This is a genomic window from Peribacillus sp. NPDC101481 (assembly GCF_044767165.1).
Classification (GTDB): domain Bacteria; phylum Bacillota; class Bacilli; order Bacillales; family DSM-1321; genus Peribacillus.
On the sequence record NZ_JBIWNJ010000001.1, the window covers coordinates 652,707 to 673,711 of the forward strand.

The window sequence follows — 21,005 nt, forward strand, 5'->3', positions numbered from 1 at the left end:
CCTGTGGCTCCTGCGACTCCTGTTGACCCTGCGACTCCCGTGGCACCTGTAATTCCTGTGGCTCCTGTGGCTCCCGTCGCTCCTGTAATTCCTGTTGCTCCCGTAGCTCCTGGATCTCCCGTGGCTCCTGTGGCTCCTGTGGCCCCTGTTGCTCCTGTGATTCCTGTTGCCCCTGTTGCTCCTGGATCTCCTGTGGCTCCCGTAATTCCTGTGGCTCCGGTTGCACCTGTAATTCCTGTTGCCCCAGGATCTCCCGTTGCTCCGGTAATTCCTGTTGCTCCCGTCGCTCCTGTAATTCCTGTGGCTCCTGCGACTCCTGTTGACCCTGCGACTCCCGTGGCACCTGTAATTCCTGTGGCTCCTGTGGCTCCCGTCGCTCCTGTAATTCCTGTGGCTCCCGTAGCTCCTGGATCTCCCGTGGCTCCTGTTGCTCCTGTTGCCCCTGTTGCTCCTGTGATTCCTGTTGCCCCTGTTGCTCCTGGATCTCCTGTGGCTCCCGTAATTCCTGTTGCTCCGGTGGCACCTGTAATTCCTGTGGCTCCCGTCGCTCCTGTTGCCCCAGGATCTCCCGCTTCTCCTGTAATTCCTGTGGCTCCCGTCGCTCCTGTATTTCCTGTGGCTCCTGTTATTCCTGTGGCTCCTGTGGCTCCTGTGGCTCCTGTGGCTCCTGTGGCTCCTGTAATTCCTGTGGCTCCTGTAATTCCTGTTGCTCCCGTAGCCCCTGTAATTCCTGTGGCTCCCGTGGCTCCTGCGACTCCCGTGGCTCCTGTTACTCCTGTGGCTCCTGGATCTCCGGTGGCACCCGTTACTCCTGTTGCGCCGGTAGCTCCTGTGGCTCCTGGATCTCCGGTGGCTCCTGTAATTCCTGTTGCTCCCGTAGCCCCTGTAATTCCTGTGGCTCCTGTTTCCCCTGTGGCTCCCGTGGCTCCTGTGGCACCCGTTACTCCTGTTGCGCCAGTAGCTCCTGTGGTTCCTGGATCTCCGGTGGCTCCTGTAATTCCTGTTGCTCCCGTAGCCCCTGTAATTCCTGTGGCTCCTGTCGCCCCTGGATCTCCCGTGGCTCCTGTAGTTCCCGTTGCTCCTGTCGCCCCTGGATCTCCCGTGGCCCCTGTGATTCCTGTTGCTCCTGTAATTCCTGTAGCACCCGTCACTCCTGGATCTCCCGTGGCCCCTGTAATTCCTGTAGCACCCGTCACTCCTGGATCTCCCGTGGCCCCTGTAATTCCTGTGGTTCCTGTCGCCCCTGGATCTCCCGTGGCTCCTGTAGTTCCCGTTGCTCCTGTCGCCCCTGGATCTCCCGTGGCTCCTGTGATTCCTGTGGCACCCGTCACTCCCGTGGCTCCTGTAATTCCTGTTGCTCCCGTGGCCCCTGCGACTCCTATAGCACCCGTCGCTCCTGTCGCTCCTGGATCTCCCGTGGCCCCTGTGGCTCCCGTTGCGCCTGTGATTCCTGTTGCCCCTGTTGCCCCTGTTGGCCCTGTGGCACCCGTAGCTCCTGTTGTCCCTGTAATTCCACCAGCTATCGCATTAAAGCTCTCTGGCCCAACACGCGTTACATCTGTATCAACTGAACCAGTAATGTTACGAACAAAAGCTGTATATACTAAAGATCCTGAACCTTTGGGGACATTGTAATCTGCAGCTGAAAATGAGTACTCATGCGGTCCGGCCTCAGAGCCATTAAGTACAATAGTCTTAATACCGGTAAAAATTGTATTAGCATTAGGATTGGTCCCTCTAACAATTTTAATTTCAATAGAATTCACAGGAACACTGGCTTGTGGATTTACTCTTAAGGTGATGATCCCATCAAATTGAACACGAATCATTGAAGTTGGATTTGCTTCGCTAACATTAAGGCCAACTTGTCCAAAAAATTGATAAGCAGACGAAGTGGGAATATTAATGGAGTTAGCATAGGAAGCATTTTGAGATGTTATTTCATCAAAAAATTCTGGCATACTTTGTTCCACCTACTTTTTTTATAAAAATACAAATGAATTTAATTTTCTCCAAATACTAGGTGTTTTAATTTGGCTTTAGAACCTTATAATACTTTATGAAATTTGCAACAACAGTGAAACGGCACAAACCCTTTGTCCTTGTAAAATACCCTGTGTTATACAAAAATAAGGAAAATATCAATCTGTATTTTTTATTTAGTCTAAAGATAATCAATATTTTTATAGAGCTATTCTGCCCTTAAATAAGGGTATTTTTTTCTTGGATTGCTGTAAAAAAAACTGAAACCCAACATTATGTAGTTTCAGTATTCATAAATTCTCGAACGAGTAAAAAAACCATTAGCATTCGTATTTCTTCTTTTTCCAGTTTTCTGCATGGCTAGTGGAATCATCCCCATTTTTACGATTAAAAGATCCAAATTAACTTTTCGAGAAGCAAAAAAAGGCTAATCCCTTGGCGTTCAAGGGATCAGCTTTTTTCCTTTTTTTCGATACTCTTAAAGTATCTGCGGTTATAGTCGATGGAAGGGTGATCTGGAAAGTAATCAGCAGCTAACTCATTATGCCTTTTTGATTCCTCTAGCTTGCCGATGCGGTCAAAACATACGCAAAGCTGAATGTGCGGCAGCCATGTGTAACAATTCCGCTCGATAAAAGGGCTTTTTGTTTCAGGTATTTCTATTTGTGTTGCTAGATTGTACCAGAATATGGAGCGTTCATAATCATGTTGCTCCAAATGGATGTATCCGAGCCGACAGCAGATTTCCCCTCTTGGTGTATCGTACTCGAAAGACTTTAAACAGCTCTGGACTGCTGAAACCCAATCTTTAAATTGAATATGGCAGTCCGCCAACTTGCCGCATGCTTGAATGTTATCCTCACTCCATCCTTTACCCTCTTCAAGAAATTTACGATACCACTTGATGGCATCATCATATAAACCATGGTCATTGCATTCATTCGCATAGTAATATTTGTCGCGCGGTGAAAAATCAATTCCTGATTGAAGGACCTTCTTGTAAATTCTCAAATTACGATCATTAAAGCTTTTTTCCTTTTTATGATGTATGGCAATATCCGATTGAAATGTGAGTCCGGTTACTTCAAGATACTCATGAACGAATCCTATCCATTGAAAGTTCTTTTCCCGTTTTACGAGCCGGTTCCGCCTGGAACTGAAGCTGGGGTTTCCATTCCCATCAAAAGAAAGATGATAAAACATCATGACAGAATCGAAGTGAGGAGGAAGCTCTTTTTTCAGGGTTGAAAATTTCTCCTGATTCTCTTCAGTTAAAATATCATCCGCATCAAGCCAAAATATATATTCTTTTGTCGCTTTAGAAAAAGCGAAGTTTCTCGCAGCCGAAAAGTCATCGATCCATTCAAAATCATAAACATGATCAGTGAAGGCTGAGGCAATTTGTTTCGTGTTATCTTTTGATCCTGTATCAATGATGATAATTTCATCGACTAGTTCCCTTACAGAAGCAAGACAGTTAGAAAGTGAATCTTCTTCATCTTTTACAATCATGCATAAACTAATTGAAATCCCGCCCATTAAACCACCTCCAATAACAGCATATTAGTTTCTGCCTGCTATAGTGTCTGGAGATAGCGTAAGTATGACCTAATTAAATTCAAGACATGACCAAGGAAAATCGTCAATTGCAGGAAATTTAAGATTTTTTTTTGCAAACGCATCTTTTGTTGCAATTCCTTTGCTGAAGGACTCTAATTTGTTTATAATTTTGTTTATATTAGTAAACACCAAATGTATGATTATGTTAATGATCGTACATTCAAAAGGCCGCCAATTGGCAGCCCTCTTATGGCGCTAAAGCATCCATTAAATTAAGTATAATACTTCACAAATTTATACTGTATTGTTCAAAAATGAATTGAACAATACAGTATAAATTTAATTAATGGTTAATAAAAAAATATACAAATCAATACAAATATTTGATAGGGGATATGTTTTTTCTTCTTAAAGTCACCTGTTTTAATCTCAATACTTAAACAAAAAGTAAAGATATCATGAGAAAACAAGAAACTGTTTCTTTCATAGAATACAGTCTGCTTGATATTCCTATAAGAAGCCCTCTCCCTACTAAACACTCAAACCTTAACTCGTCCGAACATCTGTTAATTGAAGAAAATTCTTCGGTATTATATAAACTTAAACACCAAATAAAAATGTTCCTAAAATCATATATACAAAAGGAAACATTAATAAGACCGAATTTAAAATGATAGCACCAAGCGTCAAAACATCCTTTTGTATTTTATGTGCTTTTAAAGCGAAGAAAAGACCAATAGCACAAAATACTAAAGGAAAAAATATAGGCAATCCTTGTATCTTTTCGAGTGTAACAATATCAAACAGAAAATTCACAATGAACATTAGAGGAAAAAGGAATAACAAATAAGAAACAATAATAAATGTCTTTTGCACAATGAGCTCCTTTGAAAAGTTATGTTTCTTAAACTTTAACATAAAACAAGTTATATTTGGGTCGATTTTCCATCCCTTTATGCAACTAATCTGCCCCAATAGTTCCAAAAGAAAAGAGCTGCCTTAAAGACAGCTCCGACCTTCAGCTAAAGTAGATTTATCATGCGATACAATCTATAAAATCCTCTCTAATAAATCCCCCACTTTTTCTGCCATTTCCTCTGGTGGATAAGGCATGCCATTTTTTAGCCACCATTCCACTACACCTACGTAAGCATTTGCAACAAATTCAACAACTACATCTTCGCTTTGACCAAAATTTTTTCCTTTTGTTATATCGACGTCTTTTTTGAACTCTTCGATATTATGCTGAACAAACCGGCTGCGAAAGTACGGAGCTCCTTCACTCACCAACATCGTCGAAAAAAATAAATAATTACTTTCAAGATATTCCATGCAGTGTACAGTCGATTCAATCCAATCCATTTCAGCTTCCGTCTCACAAAGGTTAACCATGTTATTTATATGTTCTTCTATGATCTTATCCAACAGATCAAATTTATCCAAGTAATGAAGATAAACCGTTGCACGGTTAATATTTGCCCTGTCAGAAATATCCTGAATGGTAATGCTATCGAAATTTTTTTCTGACATCAATTCAAGAAATGCTTTTTTTATTGCATCTTGAGTTCTAACAATTCTTCTATCCACTTTTGCCATGTTATTGACACCATACTTTCACTGAGATAGTCAACAATTTTTATTGATTTGTTGTTTAAACATCAAAACTGATTAAATTAACGATTTATATGCCTTGTTTTGTATATATTTATATTTTAAATTATAGACAGATGTCGAGAAAACATCAATTGTAGTTTTATTTCACGTGAAGGGATGATACGAAATGACAATTGAAAACAAAGTAATTATAATCACTGGGGCCTCATCTGGAATTGGTGAAGCAACTGCAAAATTATTGGCCAGTAAAGGTGCTAAAGTTGTTTTGGGCGCTCGTCGCGAAGACAAATTAAAAGCATTGACTGAGGAAATTCAAAAAGCTGGTGGACAAGCTGCTTATCGCGTCACAGATGTTGTTAATCCAGATGATAGTCATCAGCTTGTTCAACAAGCTAAAGACACTTTTGGTGGTGTCGATGTAATCTTCTTGAACGCTGGAATAATGCCTAATTCACCACTTTCCGAATTAAAAACTGACGAATGGAACAGTATGGTTGACGTTAATATTAAAGGTGTATTGAATGGTATCGCCGCAGTATTGCCAACATTTACATCGCAAAAGTCTGGACATATCATCACTACTTCATCAGTAGCTGGGCTTAAAGCTTACCCAGGCGGTGCGGTTTATGGCGCAACAAAGTGGGCTGTTCGTGATTTAATGGAAGTTTTGCGTATGGAATCTGCCCAAGAAGGTACTAACATCCGCACAGCAACTATTTATCCAGCAGCGATTAACACGGAATTGTTGGATACGATTACTGATAAGAATATTTCAGAAGGTATGACTGCGTTGTACGAACAATATGGTATTGCACCTGATCGAGTTGCCAATATTGTGGCATTCGCTGTTGATCAGCCAAAAGATACGAACATTAATGAGTTTACAATTGGGCCAACAAGTCAACCTTGGTAATAATTACAAGATGAGATAAAACTAGCGCTATTCATTTTCTAAAGCTCAGGCTGTCGAGTAGACCTCGACAGCCTGGCACATTATACTTTGAAATTTATTCAGAGACAGGAACAAAGAGGATTTAAAAAAAACTGATATCTCTGGATATTAATGGAGAAAACAGCTAAATTGAAAGTTATCTAATACCCTTAAAAATCTCCCCCTTTACGCAATTACAAAATGACACTGTACTGAAAGTAGGAGATCCATTTTATGACTAAACGAAATAACTTGCTGATTTTCATATTGACCATAGGAGTTTTCGGCATCTTAAATACCGAAATGGGGGTTATTGGGTTAATGCCCTCCATTGCTGACCACTTCAATGTCAGCATATCAAAAGCAGGATTGCTTGTGAGTCTTTTTGCTCTTACTATTGCTGTATCTGGACCAACGATGCCGTTATTGTTTTCCGGGATAAATCGTAAGAAGGTCATGTTACTTGTATTAGGAGTTTTCGTTATAGGAAACATTGTATCCATATTTACATCTAATTTTACCATTCTATTAATTGCTCGTATAATTCCAGCCTTCTTCCATCCAATTTATTGTTCTTTGGCATTTACAGTAGCTGCTTCCTCAGTAAGTAAAGAAGAAGCTCCAAAAGCTGTTTCTAAAGTATTTATCGGTGTATCTGCGGGTATGGTAGCCGGCGTACCGATCGCAAATTTTATTGATAGTGCCGTTTCGTATGAAATGGCGATGGCATTCTTTGCTATTGTTAATGCTATTGTATTCATTGCTACATTGATTTTTGTTCCATCTATACCTGTTGAGGAAAGAATTTCTTATGGTACACAACTTTCCGTATTAAAAAAACCTATTTTATGGCTTTCCATCATGACTGTCATTTTATTAAACTCAGCTATATTTGGGGTTTATAGTTATTTTGCTGAATATCTGAAAACAGTTACGAATATGTCCCCGAATACCATAAGTTTAACGTTATTCGTCTTCGGTGGAGCCAGTATTATCGGAAACATTGTCGCAGGAAATTCACTTACTCATAGTGCCATTAAGTCTGTGGTATCTTTTCCTTTGTTATTGGGTGCTGTTTACATCATTTTATTCTTCACAGGACAATTTACCGTACCTATGGAAATTACAACTTTAATTTGGGGAATATTAGCCGGAGGAATAATGGCAAATATTAATCAATATTTGATTGCGTCTTCAGCTCCCGAAGCGCCTGATTTCGCCAATGGCTTATTTATATCATCCTGTAACGTAGGAACAACAATTGGTGCAGCTGCAGGCGGGTTATTTATATCAGAACTGGGTACACAATACGTCGTATTAGTAGGAATCCTATCATTGATACTAAGTTTGGTAACTATTTTTCTTAGAAACTACATGTTTACTCCTACACAACAACTATCTAGATAAGGAATAAATTCAACATTCTATAAAAGTTCCCTGTTCATTATTGCTTTATTTTCCCTGCCCTACTTTCTTTTATTGAATTTCTAGGGTGTGGAAAATTCTACTCTGGCCCAAGATTAGTAGCCGAAAAAAAGGAGGATATATTATGTCAAAGGATATAAAAGTTGCACTTGTCACTGGTGGGAATCGAGGAATTGGATATGAGCTGGTCAAACAATTGGCTTTGAATAGTTTTAAGGTCATTTTGGCAAGTCGGGATCCAGAAAAAGGGCATGAAAGTACGCAAAGACTTAAGGATTCAAATCTTGACGTGTCGTTTCTGGTAATGGATGTAAACAATCAAGAAAGCATCCATCAAGCTGCGATTACTGTAAATGATCAATATGGAAGATTGGACGTATTGATTAATAATGCTGGCGTGTATTTTGATGAGAGTGAAAATTTAGTGACTATGGACACTTCCATTCTGGAGAAAACAATGGCAACCAATTTCTTTGGAGTTTACCATGTGATCCGTTCCTTTATTCCCCTCATGGAAAAGCAAGGCTATGGGAGAATCATTAATGTTTCCTCAGAATACGGGGCGATGAGCGAAATGTCATATCCAGGAGTAGGAGCTTATAAAATATCTAAATTTGCCCTTAATGGATTGACACGATTGGTAGCTGCAGAAATCAAAGGTGATATCAAAATAAATGCGGTCGATCCGGGATGGGTAAGTACAGATATGGGTGGATCATCTGCTCCAAGAACACCCAAGCAAGCAGCTGAGTCTATCCTGTGGTTAGCAACTATTGGACCTGAAGGACCTAATGGTGGGTTTTTTAGAGATGGAAAACGAATCGATTGGTAACATTACAGTTTAAACACATTATTCTGTGTTCAAGTGTGGTTCGATACAATAAATACCTTATCTTTTATCATCAATATTAACAAGGCAAAATTTTTCCTCGATTAAGAAAATGACCAAAAAAAGATCTAGTCCAATTGACTAGATTCTTTTTTTAATTTCTTCCCTTAATGATTCAATGATAGTACTTGATAAATTTGCTGGAAGAGATGAATTACCCTCAAAAACCCATGTATTAATTACTTCAAGATCTTCTTTTTTAAAAGTAATGCTATAATCTTTATATTTGTGAGTAAAATCAGCTGTAACCGATTCTTCACCATCAAACTCATCATCAATAATCATATTTTTTATTTCATATGGCTTCACGATGTAATCTCCTTTTTATCATTCTTGTATATAGAATTGGCTTTATATGATTGTTTATTCATTTTATTCACGCCAAAAATCGAAGGGCTATTTTCAGGTGATGAAAGCATTAAACCAAACAGCAATCAAAAAGTCGATATCAACATAACTTTGTGGTTATCTCTAAAGGAGTTATGTAGGTATAGTTAGGCTTTCTTATTTTCTTTTCTTCACTTCTACCCAAAAGGTTGTATAACAAAAAAACCTTTAATTTAGGATGAAAAAGGTTACCTACATCAAACTGTAGAACCTCGTACGTCGATTGGAACTCCAGGCACTCGCTTTCCGCGGGCGGTCCGGGAGCCTCCTTTGCGCTTTTGCGCCTGTGGGGTCTTCTCCCCACGACGCGCTTTTCCCTCAGGAGTCTCGCACCTTCCATTCCAATCATACATTTGTCTACAAACTCAGTTACCTACATGTTTTTCTTTTCTTGACTCTTATTATCCACATAAAATGATTAGCTTCATGATTGCCTTCACCTAATCCTTTTATCACAATCGGCTAGATATGACTTCGTTTTTACTGAACTGTTCCGAGAAGGCATGAAATGAATGCTAAATTTTGGTGAAGAGTTTGCGCCGCCGTCCAGTTTCTTCAATAAAAAAAGCTCTGTAAAGTTTCCTTTAACAGAGCGTACCAACATATTAAAGTATTTTCACCAAGCCTTTTCTAGTACCCAAGCAAGCAATTTCCTGATAGCCTGATACACACTCTACCACTCTTTTTGAACCTAAAAAATGGACTTTTTTTTATTTAGCCTCAAACGTAATTTGATTAGGCTGAAAGCGACTTTGACTAATGTTTAAGTGTTCAGGTCTTATTACAAGCTTTTTATCTGAATTCTTAACTTGCGAAAACTCTTTTGATAGATTTTCATTATTAAGGATTTCTAATAAATCCACTTCCATAACATTGGTTTCCCCAATAAAGTCGGCAACAAAAAGAGTCTTTAATTATATTGGTTAACATAGGACTATTTAATGGCTTACTTAGGCTTCCCCATCCCCACTATCAAAAAATGAATCAAATCCTCCATCAAGATCTTCTATTGCTTCTTCAAACATTTCCCCAACATCAAAACCATCCATCATCTCAGTAAGTAACATCGACCCTAAAACACCTACTGCTAATCCACCAACCATTCCAGGTATAGCGTTTCCTAATTGAGAAGCGCGACCATGATGATGGTTGGTGGAATAAGAGAACGGCTGTGTAAAAGCATAAGGCTGATCAATAGCTTCCGATATATATTTTCCAAGTAGTTTATGAAGATCGGCTTCATGCTCGAGAATATTCTTACTTAAATAAAACTCACGTTTTGCTTCAATTTCCTTGTAGCCGCTTTTACAGTCAACTTCCATCCAGACCCGGATACCTGATTCTTCATTGGCAAACCGCATTTCAACTTCATTTACCTGTCCCATGAATTGTTGAGTGGGAAAAAAAGCAAATTCCTGTCCATATTGGTCGAGTTTACCCGAGTTTGCTGTCTCGCGAAAACCTAATTGAGCCATTGCATTAAAAATGGATGTGATAGATTTTTGGGATTGGATGACCAGCCGGTCTACATCTTTACGATCAACTCCGCCGTCAATATCAAGATGTGTATCCAGATAGTATGAGACAGTTCCCCTTGAAATAGGTATATTCATAGGTAGGACGTAATGAAACGGAATGACCTTACGTTCTTTGGGGTGAATGCAATCTCGATTAACTAATGGTATATGGGCAACTTCCTTAGAAACGCTTCCTTGTTTTAATACCACGTTCATCATCAACCGTACAGTCAATTGATTGATTTTCTGTTCCACTTCACCACCTTGAATGACTACCTCCCCTTGAATGCTATCTCCAGCTTGATAATTACGATTATCATATTGTAAATCTACAGTTGCTGCTCCTTTTCCTAAGCTTGCTAATATTTTCTTGAACATGCTTCCTCTTCCCTTCGTCAACCCTCTATTAGAATTCATATGTAAAATGGGCGTAATAAGATAGGACAAGAAATCTATTTGTAATTCATGAGATTTCTTAATTTATCCCTGATAGTATTACGTCGAAAAATGAAAATAGTTTCAAATAATTTACCGCAGTAGGTGACTTCAGATGAATATGTTTTTAATGATATTGTTGATGGACTATTGGCTTTTATTTTTCATGTAATAGGCGAAAAAACAAATGATGTTCCTTTGACTGAATACAGCAAGTTAGGGTCACCCATTGAAAGACGGATGTATAATGCATTGGTGATGAATGGCTAATAATGTACAAACACAAGTGAAATTTGGTTCTTATCGAATTAAACTTTGATAAACCTTTTATCGATTGAATGTGGTGGAATGGTGATGCGAATAATATTATTATTGTTTATTTAGGGTGAAAACCAGCAACTGTAGGACGAAGCATATAGAGAGAGAGTTTAATTTTCGCTCAAAAAAATGCCAGGGGCTAACAATTTTGAAAGTACTCTAATAACAAGAACATCATCTTTGATAAGCTATTTTGAAATGGTCATATTCCCGATTTCTCCATTACTTTATAGCCATGGCCTTTAATTTATCCTCGGTGGTCAAAAAAACCCTTAAATGCATGCGCTTACATTTAATTCCGCATTATCCCTGCTCTCTTTCTCAACAGATCCGTTCATTATTACCTTACTGGGCTAAAGGGATATTCCTATCCAAGATATATAGAAATAACCGACTTCACTTATCACTTAAAATTACAAGAACCATATTACAATTTCTGGATTAAGGATTGTAATTCATCTTGAAGGTTTCCTTTTGATAGAGCAGAGTGAAGAATTTCATGAACAGTATTTAAGGAAATTTGTAGTTTTTCTTCTCCTAATGTGGTTAAACGTGTATAGATGCCTCTTCGATCATCTTCACATATATGCCTTTGTAATGCTCCGCAGCTTTTTGCTTCTAGCCTGCCCACCAGCCTTGATATAGCACTTTGGCTTAATCCAACCATCTCCTGTAATTGTTGTAGCCTCAATTGTTTATCGCTTGTTTTGGATAAAAAGTAAAGAACGTAAAACTCTTTTAACGACAGGTTATGATTTTTTTGCAAAGCACTTTCAAGTTCATTCGTAATGCTCATTTGAATACTAGTAAGAGAAAGCCAATTATCTAAATACTTCTTTTCTTGGTTGTTCTTCATGCACATTCCACCCTGTTCTATCCTATATAATTAAAATATGGAACTTTAATTGATTTTCATAAGACATATAAATAGTTCTAACATACTCCAAAGCCAGAATTTAATGGTCAAACTTATTTGAAAAAGTGGTGCCATATTGGCCGTTTCCATGTATGTTATATGGTTCTTCTCATTTTAGACGAGTTTCTTCTTTTTGTCTAAGATTGAGTTATTCCATAAAAAAAAACAGTCAAAATGACTGCCTTTATTCATTAACGAATTATAACTGAACAGGATCCTATTTCATTTCCACCCCAGTTAAGTGAAAGCTTGTCTTGATCTGAAAGAGGACCGACGCCACTTGGAGTACCGGTAAAAATTATATCTCCTTTTCCAAGCCCAAAATGCTCTGCTGTAAATTCTATAATGGTTTGCAAATCAAAAAGTAAGTCCTTAATATTTCCGACTTGTACACGCTCTCCATTTTTTAAAAGGGAAAAATCTGATTGTTCACATGCTTCGACACCTGGAAACGGAATAAAATCACTAACAACTGCTGAATTTTTGAATCCTTTAGCCAAAAGCCAAGGATGCTGTTTTTGTTTTAACTGTGATTGAACATCTCTAAGTGTTAAATCCAACCCAATGGCCATGGCATCTACTATTTCATCTACTTTCATTCCTGATTCGTACTGTTTTGCGATATGTATAACAAGTTCAGTTTCAAAATGAACGGAACCCTGATTACTCGGCAACGTGATGGACTGTCCATTAGCTTCCACAAGCGAATGAGTCGGTTTTGAAAATAAAAAAGGGGAAGTTGGGATTTCATTATTCAACTCTTTTGCATGCAAGGCATAGTTTCGGCCTACACAATAGATATTTTTAATGTCTTTCATTATTAAACTCACTCTTTTCTTAATAAATTTAATGATTCTAAAAATAGAAGTTTTATTAGTCTCCCAAATTACAATTTGTAAATAAAAAAAACTCTAATTTAAATACATTTTATATTTTTCTGATTTTTTATACAACCGTTATACTTATAATAAAGTATCCCTGCTACGGGAAAATACGTTAACTTTTCACTTGTGGTACTTTTACCAGTTACATATGGCAATATCATTGAGAAAAAATCTTATGTTGATATGCATGGGATTCTCCGGCAATTTGAACGCCTAACTTGATAACTTTAAATTTTTTCTAAACTAGTCAATTTAGCTAATCAAGGTACCCTTATAGGCCTTTTTAGCTTCTTCCCTCACTTTCGGCTATTTCTATTACAAGTTCCCCCCTATAACCACTATTAGACTAAATAAAAAAGCATATTCCTTTAATAGAGAAATACGCATGATTGGTGTAGTGAGGGTAAATCCATATATCACCATTTCATTATGAAAAAAAGAGCCAACAAGTTGTTGACTCTTTTTTTTTAAAAAGTAGAAGCTAAATCTTTTGATCGTGCTATTGCATTTTCTTTTATTTCTTGTGCTTTATCTGGCATTGCTGCATGTCCTTCAACGAATAAACCTTCAAAGGAAGGCACTCCGAAGAATTGCATAATGATATTTAGATATCGGTGACCCATTTCCAGTTCAGCTGCTGGTCCTTCTGAGTAAATTCCACCACGAGCTTGAATATGCAAGGCTTTCTTATCAGTTAAAAGACCAACAGGGCCTTGTTCGGTGTATTTAAATGATTTCCCTGCAACTGCAACGGAATCAATATATGCCTTCATTACTGGCGGAAACGAGAAATTCCATAAAGGCGTTACAAATATATATTTATCCGCCGCTATAAATTGCTCACATAACTCTGAAAGTCGACTAACTTTTGCTTTCTCTTCCGACGAGAGTTCTTCAAAACCCTTTCCAGATTGAAGTTTCCCCCAACCACTGAAAACATCCACATCAATTTCAGGAATATTTTCTTTATAAAGGTCAATATTCACAACTTCATGGCTAGGATTTACTTCTTTATAAGTGTCAAGAAATGCTTTTCCAACGGCCATACTGTAAGATTGCTTGTCATCATGAGGATGAGCCGTGATGTACAATACTTTTGTCATTGTATATATCCTTCCTTTCCTTTTACATATTTGAACATTTTATTTTGCCTAGGAAATTCAACACTTATACAATTACTCGAACTAAAATATCTTTAATTGATAGGTATAAGGTTAAATTGTTAAAAAGAAATTTTTTTGAAGGGGTATTACCAAACTTTTTTCATATTTCCTAGGCAATTGAAATTCAATTCGTGGGAAAGAGTGTGATTTTTGGATATGATAAAACAAAACAACCTGGTTCATTTTAGGAGGCCTAAGGAATGACGAATTCAATAAAATTTGATCTGCACACTCACCATCAACGCTGTGGACATGCTATCGGTACAATTGAGGATTATGTAAAGCAAGCCATTGAATATGGTTTGCATTATATTGGGATTTCTGATCATTCTCCATATTTTTATAGTGAGGAAGACCATCTCTACCCAACTATTGCAATGGCAAAAAGTGAACTTGTTCCTTATATTGAAGAAGTACTTCGCTTAAAAGAGAAATATGCAGGCAAAATTCACGTGTTATTAGGAATGGAAAGTGATTTCTTCCCTGATCACATTGAAGTCTACCGTGATCAATATCTTTTACACCCTTTTGACTACATAATTGGATCTGTACATTATGTTCAAGATATTAGCATTTTTAAAAGAGGGCGTTGGAATGGTTTGACCTCTAAAGAACAGTCAAGAATAAAGGATGAATACTATGAATTAATACAGAAGTCTGCAAAAAGCGGAGTGTTTCAAATCTTAGGCCATATTGATGCAATGAAAGGGTTTTACCCATCCTTTTCTTCCATTGAGACAGACAGTATTGAAAGAACGTTAAAAATCATTAGTCAAGAAGATATCGCCATTGAGATCAATACCTCTGGTAAAACAAAAGATTGTGGTGGATGGTATCCAGCAGATGACATTTTAGAACGAGCTCTTTTCTATAATGTGAAGGTAACATTTGGATCAGATTCGCATACACCTGAACGTATTTGTGATGAATTTGAACTAGTAAAAAAAAGACTAAAGGAAATCGGCTTTTCTGAGTGGGCTTACTTTGTTAACAAGCAAAGGATTCTCACTCCACTTTGATCTTCTTTGTCAAAAGGAATGAACTTGTCCAATCGCTTGAGAGTCCTGTAAAAATGTGTATCGGAGGGAAGGAATGATGTTTTTCAACCCTTTTGCTACTAAGAAGGGCGATGCACAAAAAAATAATGTACAGATTTCGATAATGATCCTGCTTGGAATTTCATTACACTTAAAGAATCGGTACCAATCTTTTTTTTGAACATAAAATAATCATTATGCATCCTGTAATAAACGATTGGTTACAAGTTTTACCCGTTCATTTCAACGAATCCCAGTCATCGCAATATTTTTTAGCATAAAATCAATATCTTTAGGGAATTAATAACTTACCATTCGTTAATCTTATTAAAAGGAGTTGATTTGGGTATGATCGATAACCCATTGTATAAAAAGAATGACGAAAACTCTGTAGAGTCAGATGAAGGTAAGCCTGTTTTCAACTCTTCAATAGGGCGATCCGAAGCCCCTCCAATAACTCCGTCAAAAGATCCTGAATTCGATCTTTTTGGCACAGTATTAAATGGGTATCTTTAATTTATACTTCCTTATTCAATATACCTTCAGAACATGGTTTAAAGCATTAGATTTCAAGACCTAAAACATTATAAAATCCTAAAAAGAAGAGCACATATTAGTCACGTCTAATATGTGCTTTCCTTTTATTAAATTCAAGCGCCCTTTTCGTTAATGATATTCCTTTGGCTCTTCAGGTTAGTCTATCTCACCAGGTTCTTCTGGAATTAACACTTCTCCAATTTTATTAATTGATTCAACTATCGGCACTTTTTAAACTGTCTGCCCCTTAAGGAACATAAGAAAAAAGGTTGCATCAGCAACCTCCCTTTGAAGTAAGCGCTCTTTTTCATGAAATAGCTGCAGCCCTGTCTGTTTAGTTCCCCGAGTTCGCCTCATTGCTCCGCTGCTGTACTTGTACCTTGTCCCCTATTTCAATGGACAACAAATCCTCACCTACTAAAACAGTTCCTCCGTATGTTTTTTTAGTTCTTTCGAGCAAATTAGCTTTTTCTTCTGTTAATCCACCCAATAATACTATATGTGAGTACACAGCAAGTTTTGGTTGTATTTGTCTAAAGACTTTACCTGCTTCCTCCGGTGTAGTGTGAAGATCAAGTATATTGGCGATTGATTCTGATTCATTATCAGGTTTTGCCGCTGCAACCTCATGAATAACTACGTCAGCACCTTTAGCAAATGTAATAAGATTTTCATTATAGCGGGTGTCACCTGAGATAACTACTGAATGCCCTTTGTAATTAACCCGATAACCAAAAGCAGGCTCAATTGATTTATGGTCTACCTTGAAGGCTATTACTTCAATCCCCTTTTTGTTATAGACAATGCCCTCCTTGATATCATTTACCATAATACTTGCTCCTTCAATGTTTCCATTTCCAGAGTCATCCCTTGCATCCAAATCGGCTTTAAATGCTTTATGCATATGTAACATCATTTTCTCGGTTCCCTTAGGTCCCCAAATGTTAAATGCTTGCTCCCTTTTCCCTCCTGTTGGTAAAGAACCTGTAAGCCATACGTCCGGTATGCCGATAGTATGATCCGAATGCAAATGAGTTAGAAATAACTTATCTACACTGCCTGGTAACATATTCGCTTTATATAATTGTAAAGCAGTTCCACGTCCAGCATCAAAGAGGAGTTTTTCATTACCAACTTCAACAAGAGTTGCTGGACCGGAGCGGGATGTACTTAAAAGTGGAGAACCTGTTCCTAATAGGGTTACTTTAAAGTCGGTTTGCTTTACAGCAGTTTGGCCAAAAGAAGGAAGTAATAATGATAATGATAGAATTATTGATACCACCAACCAAAAACCAAAAGAAGTATACCTTATTCTTTTCTTCATAACAAAAACCTCCTGTCAGATTATTTGACTGTACACAAGGAAAACCCAGTTGTTTTGAATATAAAACCTCGTTTCAAAAAACAAATACACAAAATAAATATTACAATATTTATAATATTCAGTCAATAATAACCGAAAGAATATCGTGTATGTTGTTTCAACCTTCCATTAAGACAACCGGACTCAATTTGGGAAAGAAGCGGAAATAATCTTAGTGAATATTGGATGAATCGTTCATACTAAATAAAAAATAACTGTTCAAGAAGGAGTTTATATGCCAAAAGAAAAAAATAATCCAGCTCAGCCAAAAAGTCAGGTTAGTCGATTAAACGACGTGATGGAAGTGGATACAGATGTCAATGAAGATCCTAATCGGGAAAAATTATTGGATGAATCCGTTGATGCTTTTCTAAAATCGAAAGAAGGACAGGGATATTAGGGGCAAAATTGTGGTCGCTATTGACTTGTTTTAAGACGTTTTTATATTTTTTTCACGTTAAATGGGCCCCTCATGAAGCTATTGAGCGGCCCGTTTTGTTTCCTTATCAACGAACGTTTTTCTTCTTGGGATACCGCCACATCGCCATCAAGGTACGCGCGCAAGAGATAATATACAAGGACGTTCTCTTTAATTTGCTATGGTAACGCTAAAAATACCGCATGACAAAAAAACCATCCATGTTGAAATTGATTCATAAGCTCTTCCGTTCTAACTGAATAAAGAGAGTACCTTTCTTCACAGTCCCATTCCAAAAAAAACTCTGGTTCATCATTCTTACGATATATACGAGAATTCAACTTCAAACGTGAGATTTAGTAAGCACCTTCATCATTCATTTTCTGTAAGCGTGTAAGTCGAAATACCCTAAATCCCTTATGTATAAGCCTTTCGGTTGAATGGTTAGTAGACCCGTGGAACCGAAGGTGGTTTTATCATTTTCCCTCGCTTTTCCTACTAAACGTGGAGGAACTCCCCACCCCTCAGGGCTCATGAGGACACCTGTAGATGCTTCGAGGCGGCTACACAATTGTCTGAGTGGTGTTACTCGCGACTGTTGACTAAACCATACACATAAAGCAATTAATTCTTGTGCTTGATATTTAGTTGTACGTTGAACTAAACCAACTTCTTTAGCTAATTGTTGTAGAGAAGATGGAGATAAGTAGTTTTGAAACTCTCGTTTTTTTATGATGATACAAATTCACCTTAGCTTGATGGCGATGGGGTCCCGCCAACATTTTAACGAAAATATACGCAATGCCTTCGGATGTTACCAGACCCGGCCGTCTCTCTTCTATAAAGTCTGTTTTTATGAAGTAAATCTTTTTGTTCGTCGTGATAACAAAAAGGAAATATTTGTTTTTGTGTGAATAAGTCGAAAATATATAAAGGTGAACTAAACATTGTATATTTTCGACTTATTGCTAAAGTACCAGGGTTTCATTCACATCTGTACTTGAACTGAGGCTCTGTCTGTATATAAAAAGCATTTCTTACTTGTGCACTCCAATTTGCAAAGGCTGATCTCCATTCAGGAGTGTTAAAGAATTGATCTACAGTTTGAGTTTCAGAATGCCAAACTATAAATAGGTTGAGTGGGGCAATTCCTCCTGCCCAAATTCCATTATTTGCGTCAGTATCTTCTTCCCTTACTAATAATAAGGGTAGACCAAATTGAAAAGCCATTGAAGGTTCTACTTGTGAATAAACTGATCCTGTCCAGAATGGAGTGGAAGGTGGAAGGGGTCCTGCATTGACATCAACTGTTTGAATTTTAAAACGACGAAGGTTTACTGCCAACATTCCATAGCTTGATGAAACTAACCGACGAATATCAGTTAAAATGGATTCAGGATAACTTTCGCTTAATGGTAATGTACGCGGAAAAAGCAAAGCATTCTCAATCTCTAAAATTAGACGGTTTAGAAACCGTTGTTGGTTGTCATTTAAATGAGTCGTCGTACTTAAAAATATAGGAATACGATAAGCACGATCAATACACTCTTGGTGTGCCGATTCTATTTTCGCTTTATCTTTACGTAAAGAGCTATGCTCATTATTACTCACTTTCTCTTCATCCTTGCGTGAAGAGCTATTCTTACTTTTACTCACTTTCTCTTCATCCTTGCGTGAAGAGCTATTCTTACTTTTACTCACTTTCTCACCTCCTTTTTTTATTAGTATATGGAAAAGGAATAAGTGAGCTTGGACATAACAGGATTTCATATTAGAAAGGCTTTATAAAACAAAAATTAGTAATTTTGTCTAAATATGAATAATTTTATAAAAAATTTATTTAATTTATCTTATCTGAAGCAGGAAATAGGTAATCTTTTATTAAGCTATCCACAATAAGCTTTTGGATGAATTCAATGTTGAAGAAAAAATATACCCACAAAAAGATTGTGGGAAAATGCTCTTGGGCATGGGGTACCGCCAGCAAACACTGGATTATAATGATTTTATGCACAAAACTCCCCATTAGTTGAAAATGACGATACAATGTTAGTGGAATAATTATATTAGATAAAAAGGAGGTCGTTTCCATGAATATTTTAATTTTGGGTGCAACTGGACGAGTTGGGGGTCAATTAGTTATTTATGGTCTGCAAGACAATCATCATGTTACGGTTTTAGTTCGCACTCCAGAGAAGATTGCTATAAATAATGCCAATTTAACCATCATTCAAGGTAATGTTTTAAATAAAGATGATATCGTACGCGCCATGCATGGAATTGATGTAGTTATTAGTGCACTTAATACTGATGGGACAACGACTTTATCAGCAAGTATGCCCCTGATTATCGAAGCTATGGAAAACGAAGGTATACAACGAATTATTACCATTGGAACGGCAGGTATCCTCCAAAGTAGAACAATCCCAAATTCTTTGCGTTATCAGACAAGTGAATCAAAGCAGAAGTCTACCCGTGCAGCGAAAGAACATCATGAAGTTTTCGATTTGCTTAAACAATCAACACTTCAATGGACAATTGTCTGTCCTACGTATTTGCCGGATGGAAAAAGAGTTGGTATATATCGTATAGAAGGCGACTTTTTGCCGGAGGATGGGGTTGAAATATCCGTTCCGGATACAGCAGAATTTGCATTTAGCCAAATAAAAAGTAACGATTTTTTAAAAGCACGTGTAGGCATCGCATACTAAAAATTCCAATATGCATTAAACCCCTTCGAAGTTAAATCGTATTGAAAGCCGGTTCAATTTTCTTCGTCAATGAACACAGTCAGGTGAACTATTGCCAGGAATATTTTCCGGTTTCTTTTGGGCGAAGATTTTGCCTGTACCTTGTTCATGACCATCTATTCCTTTGTGCTATATTTCCTTTCCAAAAATAGCCACATTCTGCCGGTCAGGAGCAAATGCTTTCCCGTTCCATTTTAATACGGTCTGTACAAATCCCAGTGAGTCGGCATTGTACCTCCCTGCGATCCTCTGATACGCTTCGAGCTCATATATGCCATCCCTATTGAAATCAACCGGATATAAACCAGATAAAGGATTGACCCATCCTTCAATCGGCGCCTTCAGTACACCATCCTTGTTATATATTTCAGCTAAATAGTCCTGATCCTTATAAGTCAGGTCAAGAATGTACCTTTCTTTTAGGTAAGTACTGTTCACCTTTACTTTGTATTGGTTTTCATAATTCACATCGTATTTATAGGTTTCATTGAAAGTATCTGAATTAAAAATGGTCATGAGTTGACCGTTAAGATATGCAAAAACATACGCATAAATGGAGCCACCGCTTCCTCCTGTATCAATGACCACTAAAATGTCATCCCCCTTATTACCTGTAAAATCACCAAGAAAAATGGTCGGATTATATCCTGCGTTATTTTTCATGGGAACTTGTTGATATTGATGAGTCCTCCCATTTTGGATAACCAAAGTTATATCCCTCCAAAAGGGGCTATCAGGGGTTTTGTTTGCAGTTAGAAAAACATTGTCCTTTATCCCGTCCCCATCAATATCGCCTTGCTTTGATGTCTCTATGACTGTTCTGTTGGAGTTCATTTCCCTTGTAAGAACAGTTTGGAGGTTCAGTTGCATGTCTTGCA

At 37.7% G+C, this 21,005-nt stretch carries 20 protein-coding genes and 1 pseudogene; 7 read left to right on the top strand and 14 right to left on the bottom strand.

Features of this window, described 5'->3' with window-relative positions; genetic code table 11:
- From ACIROD_RS03080 to ACIROD_RS03095, 4 genes are all read right to left on the bottom strand, one after another.
- Nucleotides 1-1,961, bottom strand: a 1,961-nt coding sequence (locus ACIROD_RS03080; RefSeq protein ID WP_402937843.1) for a hypothetical protein, incomplete at its 3' end; no start/stop codon positions are given.
- A gap of 472 nt (nucleotides 1,962-2,433) precedes the next feature.
- Nucleotides 2,434-3,522 carry a tetratricopeptide repeat-containing glycosyltransferase family 2 protein gene (locus ACIROD_RS03085; RefSeq protein WP_402937846.1) on the bottom strand — a complete coding sequence of 363 codons (1,089 nt, stop codon included), beginning with the start codon at nucleotides 3,520-3,522 and terminating at the stop codon, nucleotides 2,434-2,436.
- A gap of 621 nt (nucleotides 3,523-4,143) precedes the next feature.
- A complete protein-coding gene (locus ACIROD_RS03090; RefSeq protein ID WP_157831185.1) occupies nucleotides 4,144-4,419 on the bottom strand; it encodes a hypothetical protein in 276 nt (91 codons plus the stop codon).
- Between the two features lie 174 nt (nucleotides 4,420-4,593).
- Nucleotides 4,594-5,139: a TetR-like C-terminal domain-containing protein gene (locus tag ACIROD_RS03095; RefSeq protein ID WP_101222270.1), complete on the bottom strand. Its 546-nt coding sequence runs from the start codon at nucleotides 5,137-5,139 to the stop codon at nucleotides 4,594-4,596.
- Nucleotides 5,140-5,323: 184 nt separating this feature from the next.
- Between ACIROD_RS03095 and ACIROD_RS03100 the strand changes: the two genes are divergently transcribed.
- The 3 genes from ACIROD_RS03100 to ACIROD_RS03110 all read left to right on the top strand — a co-directional run bounded on the left by ACIROD_RS03100 (nucleotide 5,324) and on the right by ACIROD_RS03110 (nucleotide 8,345).
- The gene (locus ACIROD_RS03100) at nucleotides 5,324-6,070 is read left to right on the top strand and encodes an SDR family oxidoreductase (protein ID WP_260358921.1); all 747 of its coding nucleotides are present in this window, start codon (nucleotides 5,324-5,326) and stop codon (nucleotides 6,068-6,070) included.
- Nucleotides 6,071-6,322: 252 nt separating this feature from the next.
- The gene (locus ACIROD_RS03105) at nucleotides 6,323-7,495 is read left to right on the top strand and encodes an MFS transporter (RefSeq protein ID WP_260358922.1); all 1,173 of its coding nucleotides are present in this window, start codon (nucleotides 6,323-6,325) and stop codon (nucleotides 7,493-7,495) included.
- Nucleotides 7,496-7,637: 142 nt separating this feature from the next.
- On the top strand, nucleotides 7,638-8,345 hold the full coding sequence (locus tag ACIROD_RS03110; RefSeq protein ID WP_402937852.1) for an SDR family oxidoreductase: 708 nt from the start codon (nucleotides 7,638-7,640) through the stop codon (nucleotides 8,343-8,345).
- 138 nt (nucleotides 8,346-8,483) lie between these two features.
- On the opposite strand, the gene ACIROD_RS03115 is transcribed toward ACIROD_RS03110, so the two are convergent.
- The 6 genes from ACIROD_RS03115 to ACIROD_RS03140 form a co-directional block, all read right to left on the bottom strand.
- The gene (locus ACIROD_RS03115) at nucleotides 8,484-8,711 is read right to left on the bottom strand and encodes a hypothetical protein (RefSeq protein WP_101222274.1); all 228 of its coding nucleotides are present in this window, start codon (nucleotides 8,709-8,711) and stop codon (nucleotides 8,484-8,486) included.
- 788 nt (nucleotides 8,712-9,499) lie between these two features.
- A complete protein-coding gene (locus tag ACIROD_RS03120; RefSeq protein WP_260358924.1) occupies nucleotides 9,500-9,658 on the bottom strand; it encodes a hypothetical protein in 159 nt (52 codons plus the stop codon).
- 81 nt (nucleotides 9,659-9,739) lie between these two features.
- Nucleotides 9,740-10,684 (bottom strand): sporulation protein, encoded by a 945-nt coding sequence (locus ACIROD_RS03125; RefSeq protein ID WP_402937856.1) that lies wholly within the window; start codon nucleotides 10,682-10,684, stop codon nucleotides 9,740-9,742.
- An 802-nt stretch (nucleotides 10,685-11,486) separates the two neighbouring features.
- Complete coding sequence (locus ACIROD_RS03130; RefSeq protein WP_101222280.1) at nucleotides 11,487-11,915, bottom strand: MarR family winged helix-turn-helix transcriptional regulator; 429 nt, start codon at nucleotides 11,913-11,915, stop codon at nucleotides 11,487-11,489.
- A gap of 251 nt (nucleotides 11,916-12,166) precedes the next feature.
- Nucleotides 12,167-12,793: a fumarylacetoacetate hydrolase family protein gene (locus ACIROD_RS03135; RefSeq protein WP_230176874.1), complete on the bottom strand. Its 627-nt coding sequence runs from the start codon at nucleotides 12,791-12,793 to the stop codon at nucleotides 12,167-12,169.
- Nucleotides 12,794-13,326: 533 nt separating this feature from the next.
- On the bottom strand, nucleotides 13,327-13,962 hold the full coding sequence (locus ACIROD_RS03140) for an FMN-dependent NADH-azoreductase (RefSeq protein ID WP_101222282.1): 636 nt from the start codon (nucleotides 13,960-13,962) through the stop codon (nucleotides 13,327-13,329).
- Nucleotides 13,963-14,222: 260 nt separating this feature from the next.
- On the opposite strand from ACIROD_RS03140, the gene ACIROD_RS03145 reads away from it, so the two are divergent.
- Complete coding sequence (locus ACIROD_RS03145; RefSeq protein ID WP_402937861.1) at nucleotides 14,223-15,041, top strand: histidinol-phosphatase; 819 nt, start codon at nucleotides 14,223-14,225, stop codon at nucleotides 15,039-15,041.
- 366 nt (nucleotides 15,042-15,407) lie between these two features.
- Nucleotides 15,408-15,575: a hypothetical protein gene (locus tag ACIROD_RS03150; protein ID WP_350299224.1), complete on the top strand. Its 168-nt coding sequence runs from the start codon at nucleotides 15,408-15,410 to the stop codon at nucleotides 15,573-15,575.
- A 355-nt stretch (nucleotides 15,576-15,930) separates the two neighbouring features.
- Here ACIROD_RS03150 and ACIROD_RS03155 read toward each other — a convergent pair whose 3' ends face one another.
- Nucleotides 15,931-16,920, bottom strand: a complete 990-nt coding sequence (locus tag ACIROD_RS03155; protein ID WP_402937864.1) for an MBL fold metallo-hydrolase — start codon at nucleotides 16,918-16,920, stop codon at nucleotides 15,931-15,933.
- 274 nt (nucleotides 16,921-17,194) lie between these two features.
- On the opposite strand from ACIROD_RS03155, the gene ACIROD_RS03160 reads away from it, so the two are divergent.
- Nucleotides 17,195-17,359 (top strand): hypothetical protein, encoded by a 165-nt coding sequence (locus ACIROD_RS03160; protein ID WP_153246145.1) that lies wholly within the window; start codon nucleotides 17,195-17,197, stop codon nucleotides 17,357-17,359.
- Between the two features lie 236 nt (nucleotides 17,360-17,595).
- Here ACIROD_RS03160 and ACIROD_RS26200 read toward each other — a convergent pair.
- Nucleotides 17,596-18,122 (bottom strand): annotated as a pseudogene (locus ACIROD_RS26200) (transposase); the annotation flags it as partial.
- A 239-nt stretch (nucleotides 18,123-18,361) separates the two neighbouring features.
- On the bottom strand, nucleotides 18,362-18,988 hold the full coding sequence (locus ACIROD_RS03165; RefSeq protein ID WP_034311227.1) for a hypothetical protein: 627 nt from the start codon (nucleotides 18,986-18,988) through the stop codon (nucleotides 18,362-18,364).
- A 479-nt stretch (nucleotides 18,989-19,467) separates the two neighbouring features.
- Here ACIROD_RS03165 and ACIROD_RS03170 point away from each other — a divergent pair, with 479 nt between their 5' ends.
- Nucleotides 19,468-20,088, top strand: a complete 621-nt coding sequence (locus ACIROD_RS03170; RefSeq protein ID WP_057277894.1) for an NAD(P)-dependent oxidoreductase — start codon at nucleotides 19,468-19,470, stop codon at nucleotides 20,086-20,088.
- A gap of 168 nt (nucleotides 20,089-20,256) precedes the next feature.
- Here the strand turns inward: ACIROD_RS03170 and ACIROD_RS03175 are convergent, their stop codons facing one another.
- On the bottom strand, nucleotides 20,257-20,997 hold the full coding sequence (locus tag ACIROD_RS03175) for a VCBS repeat-containing protein (RefSeq protein WP_402940079.1): 741 nt from the start codon (nucleotides 20,995-20,997) through the stop codon (nucleotides 20,257-20,259).
- Between the last annotated feature and the right edge of the window lie 8 nt (nucleotides 20,998-21,005).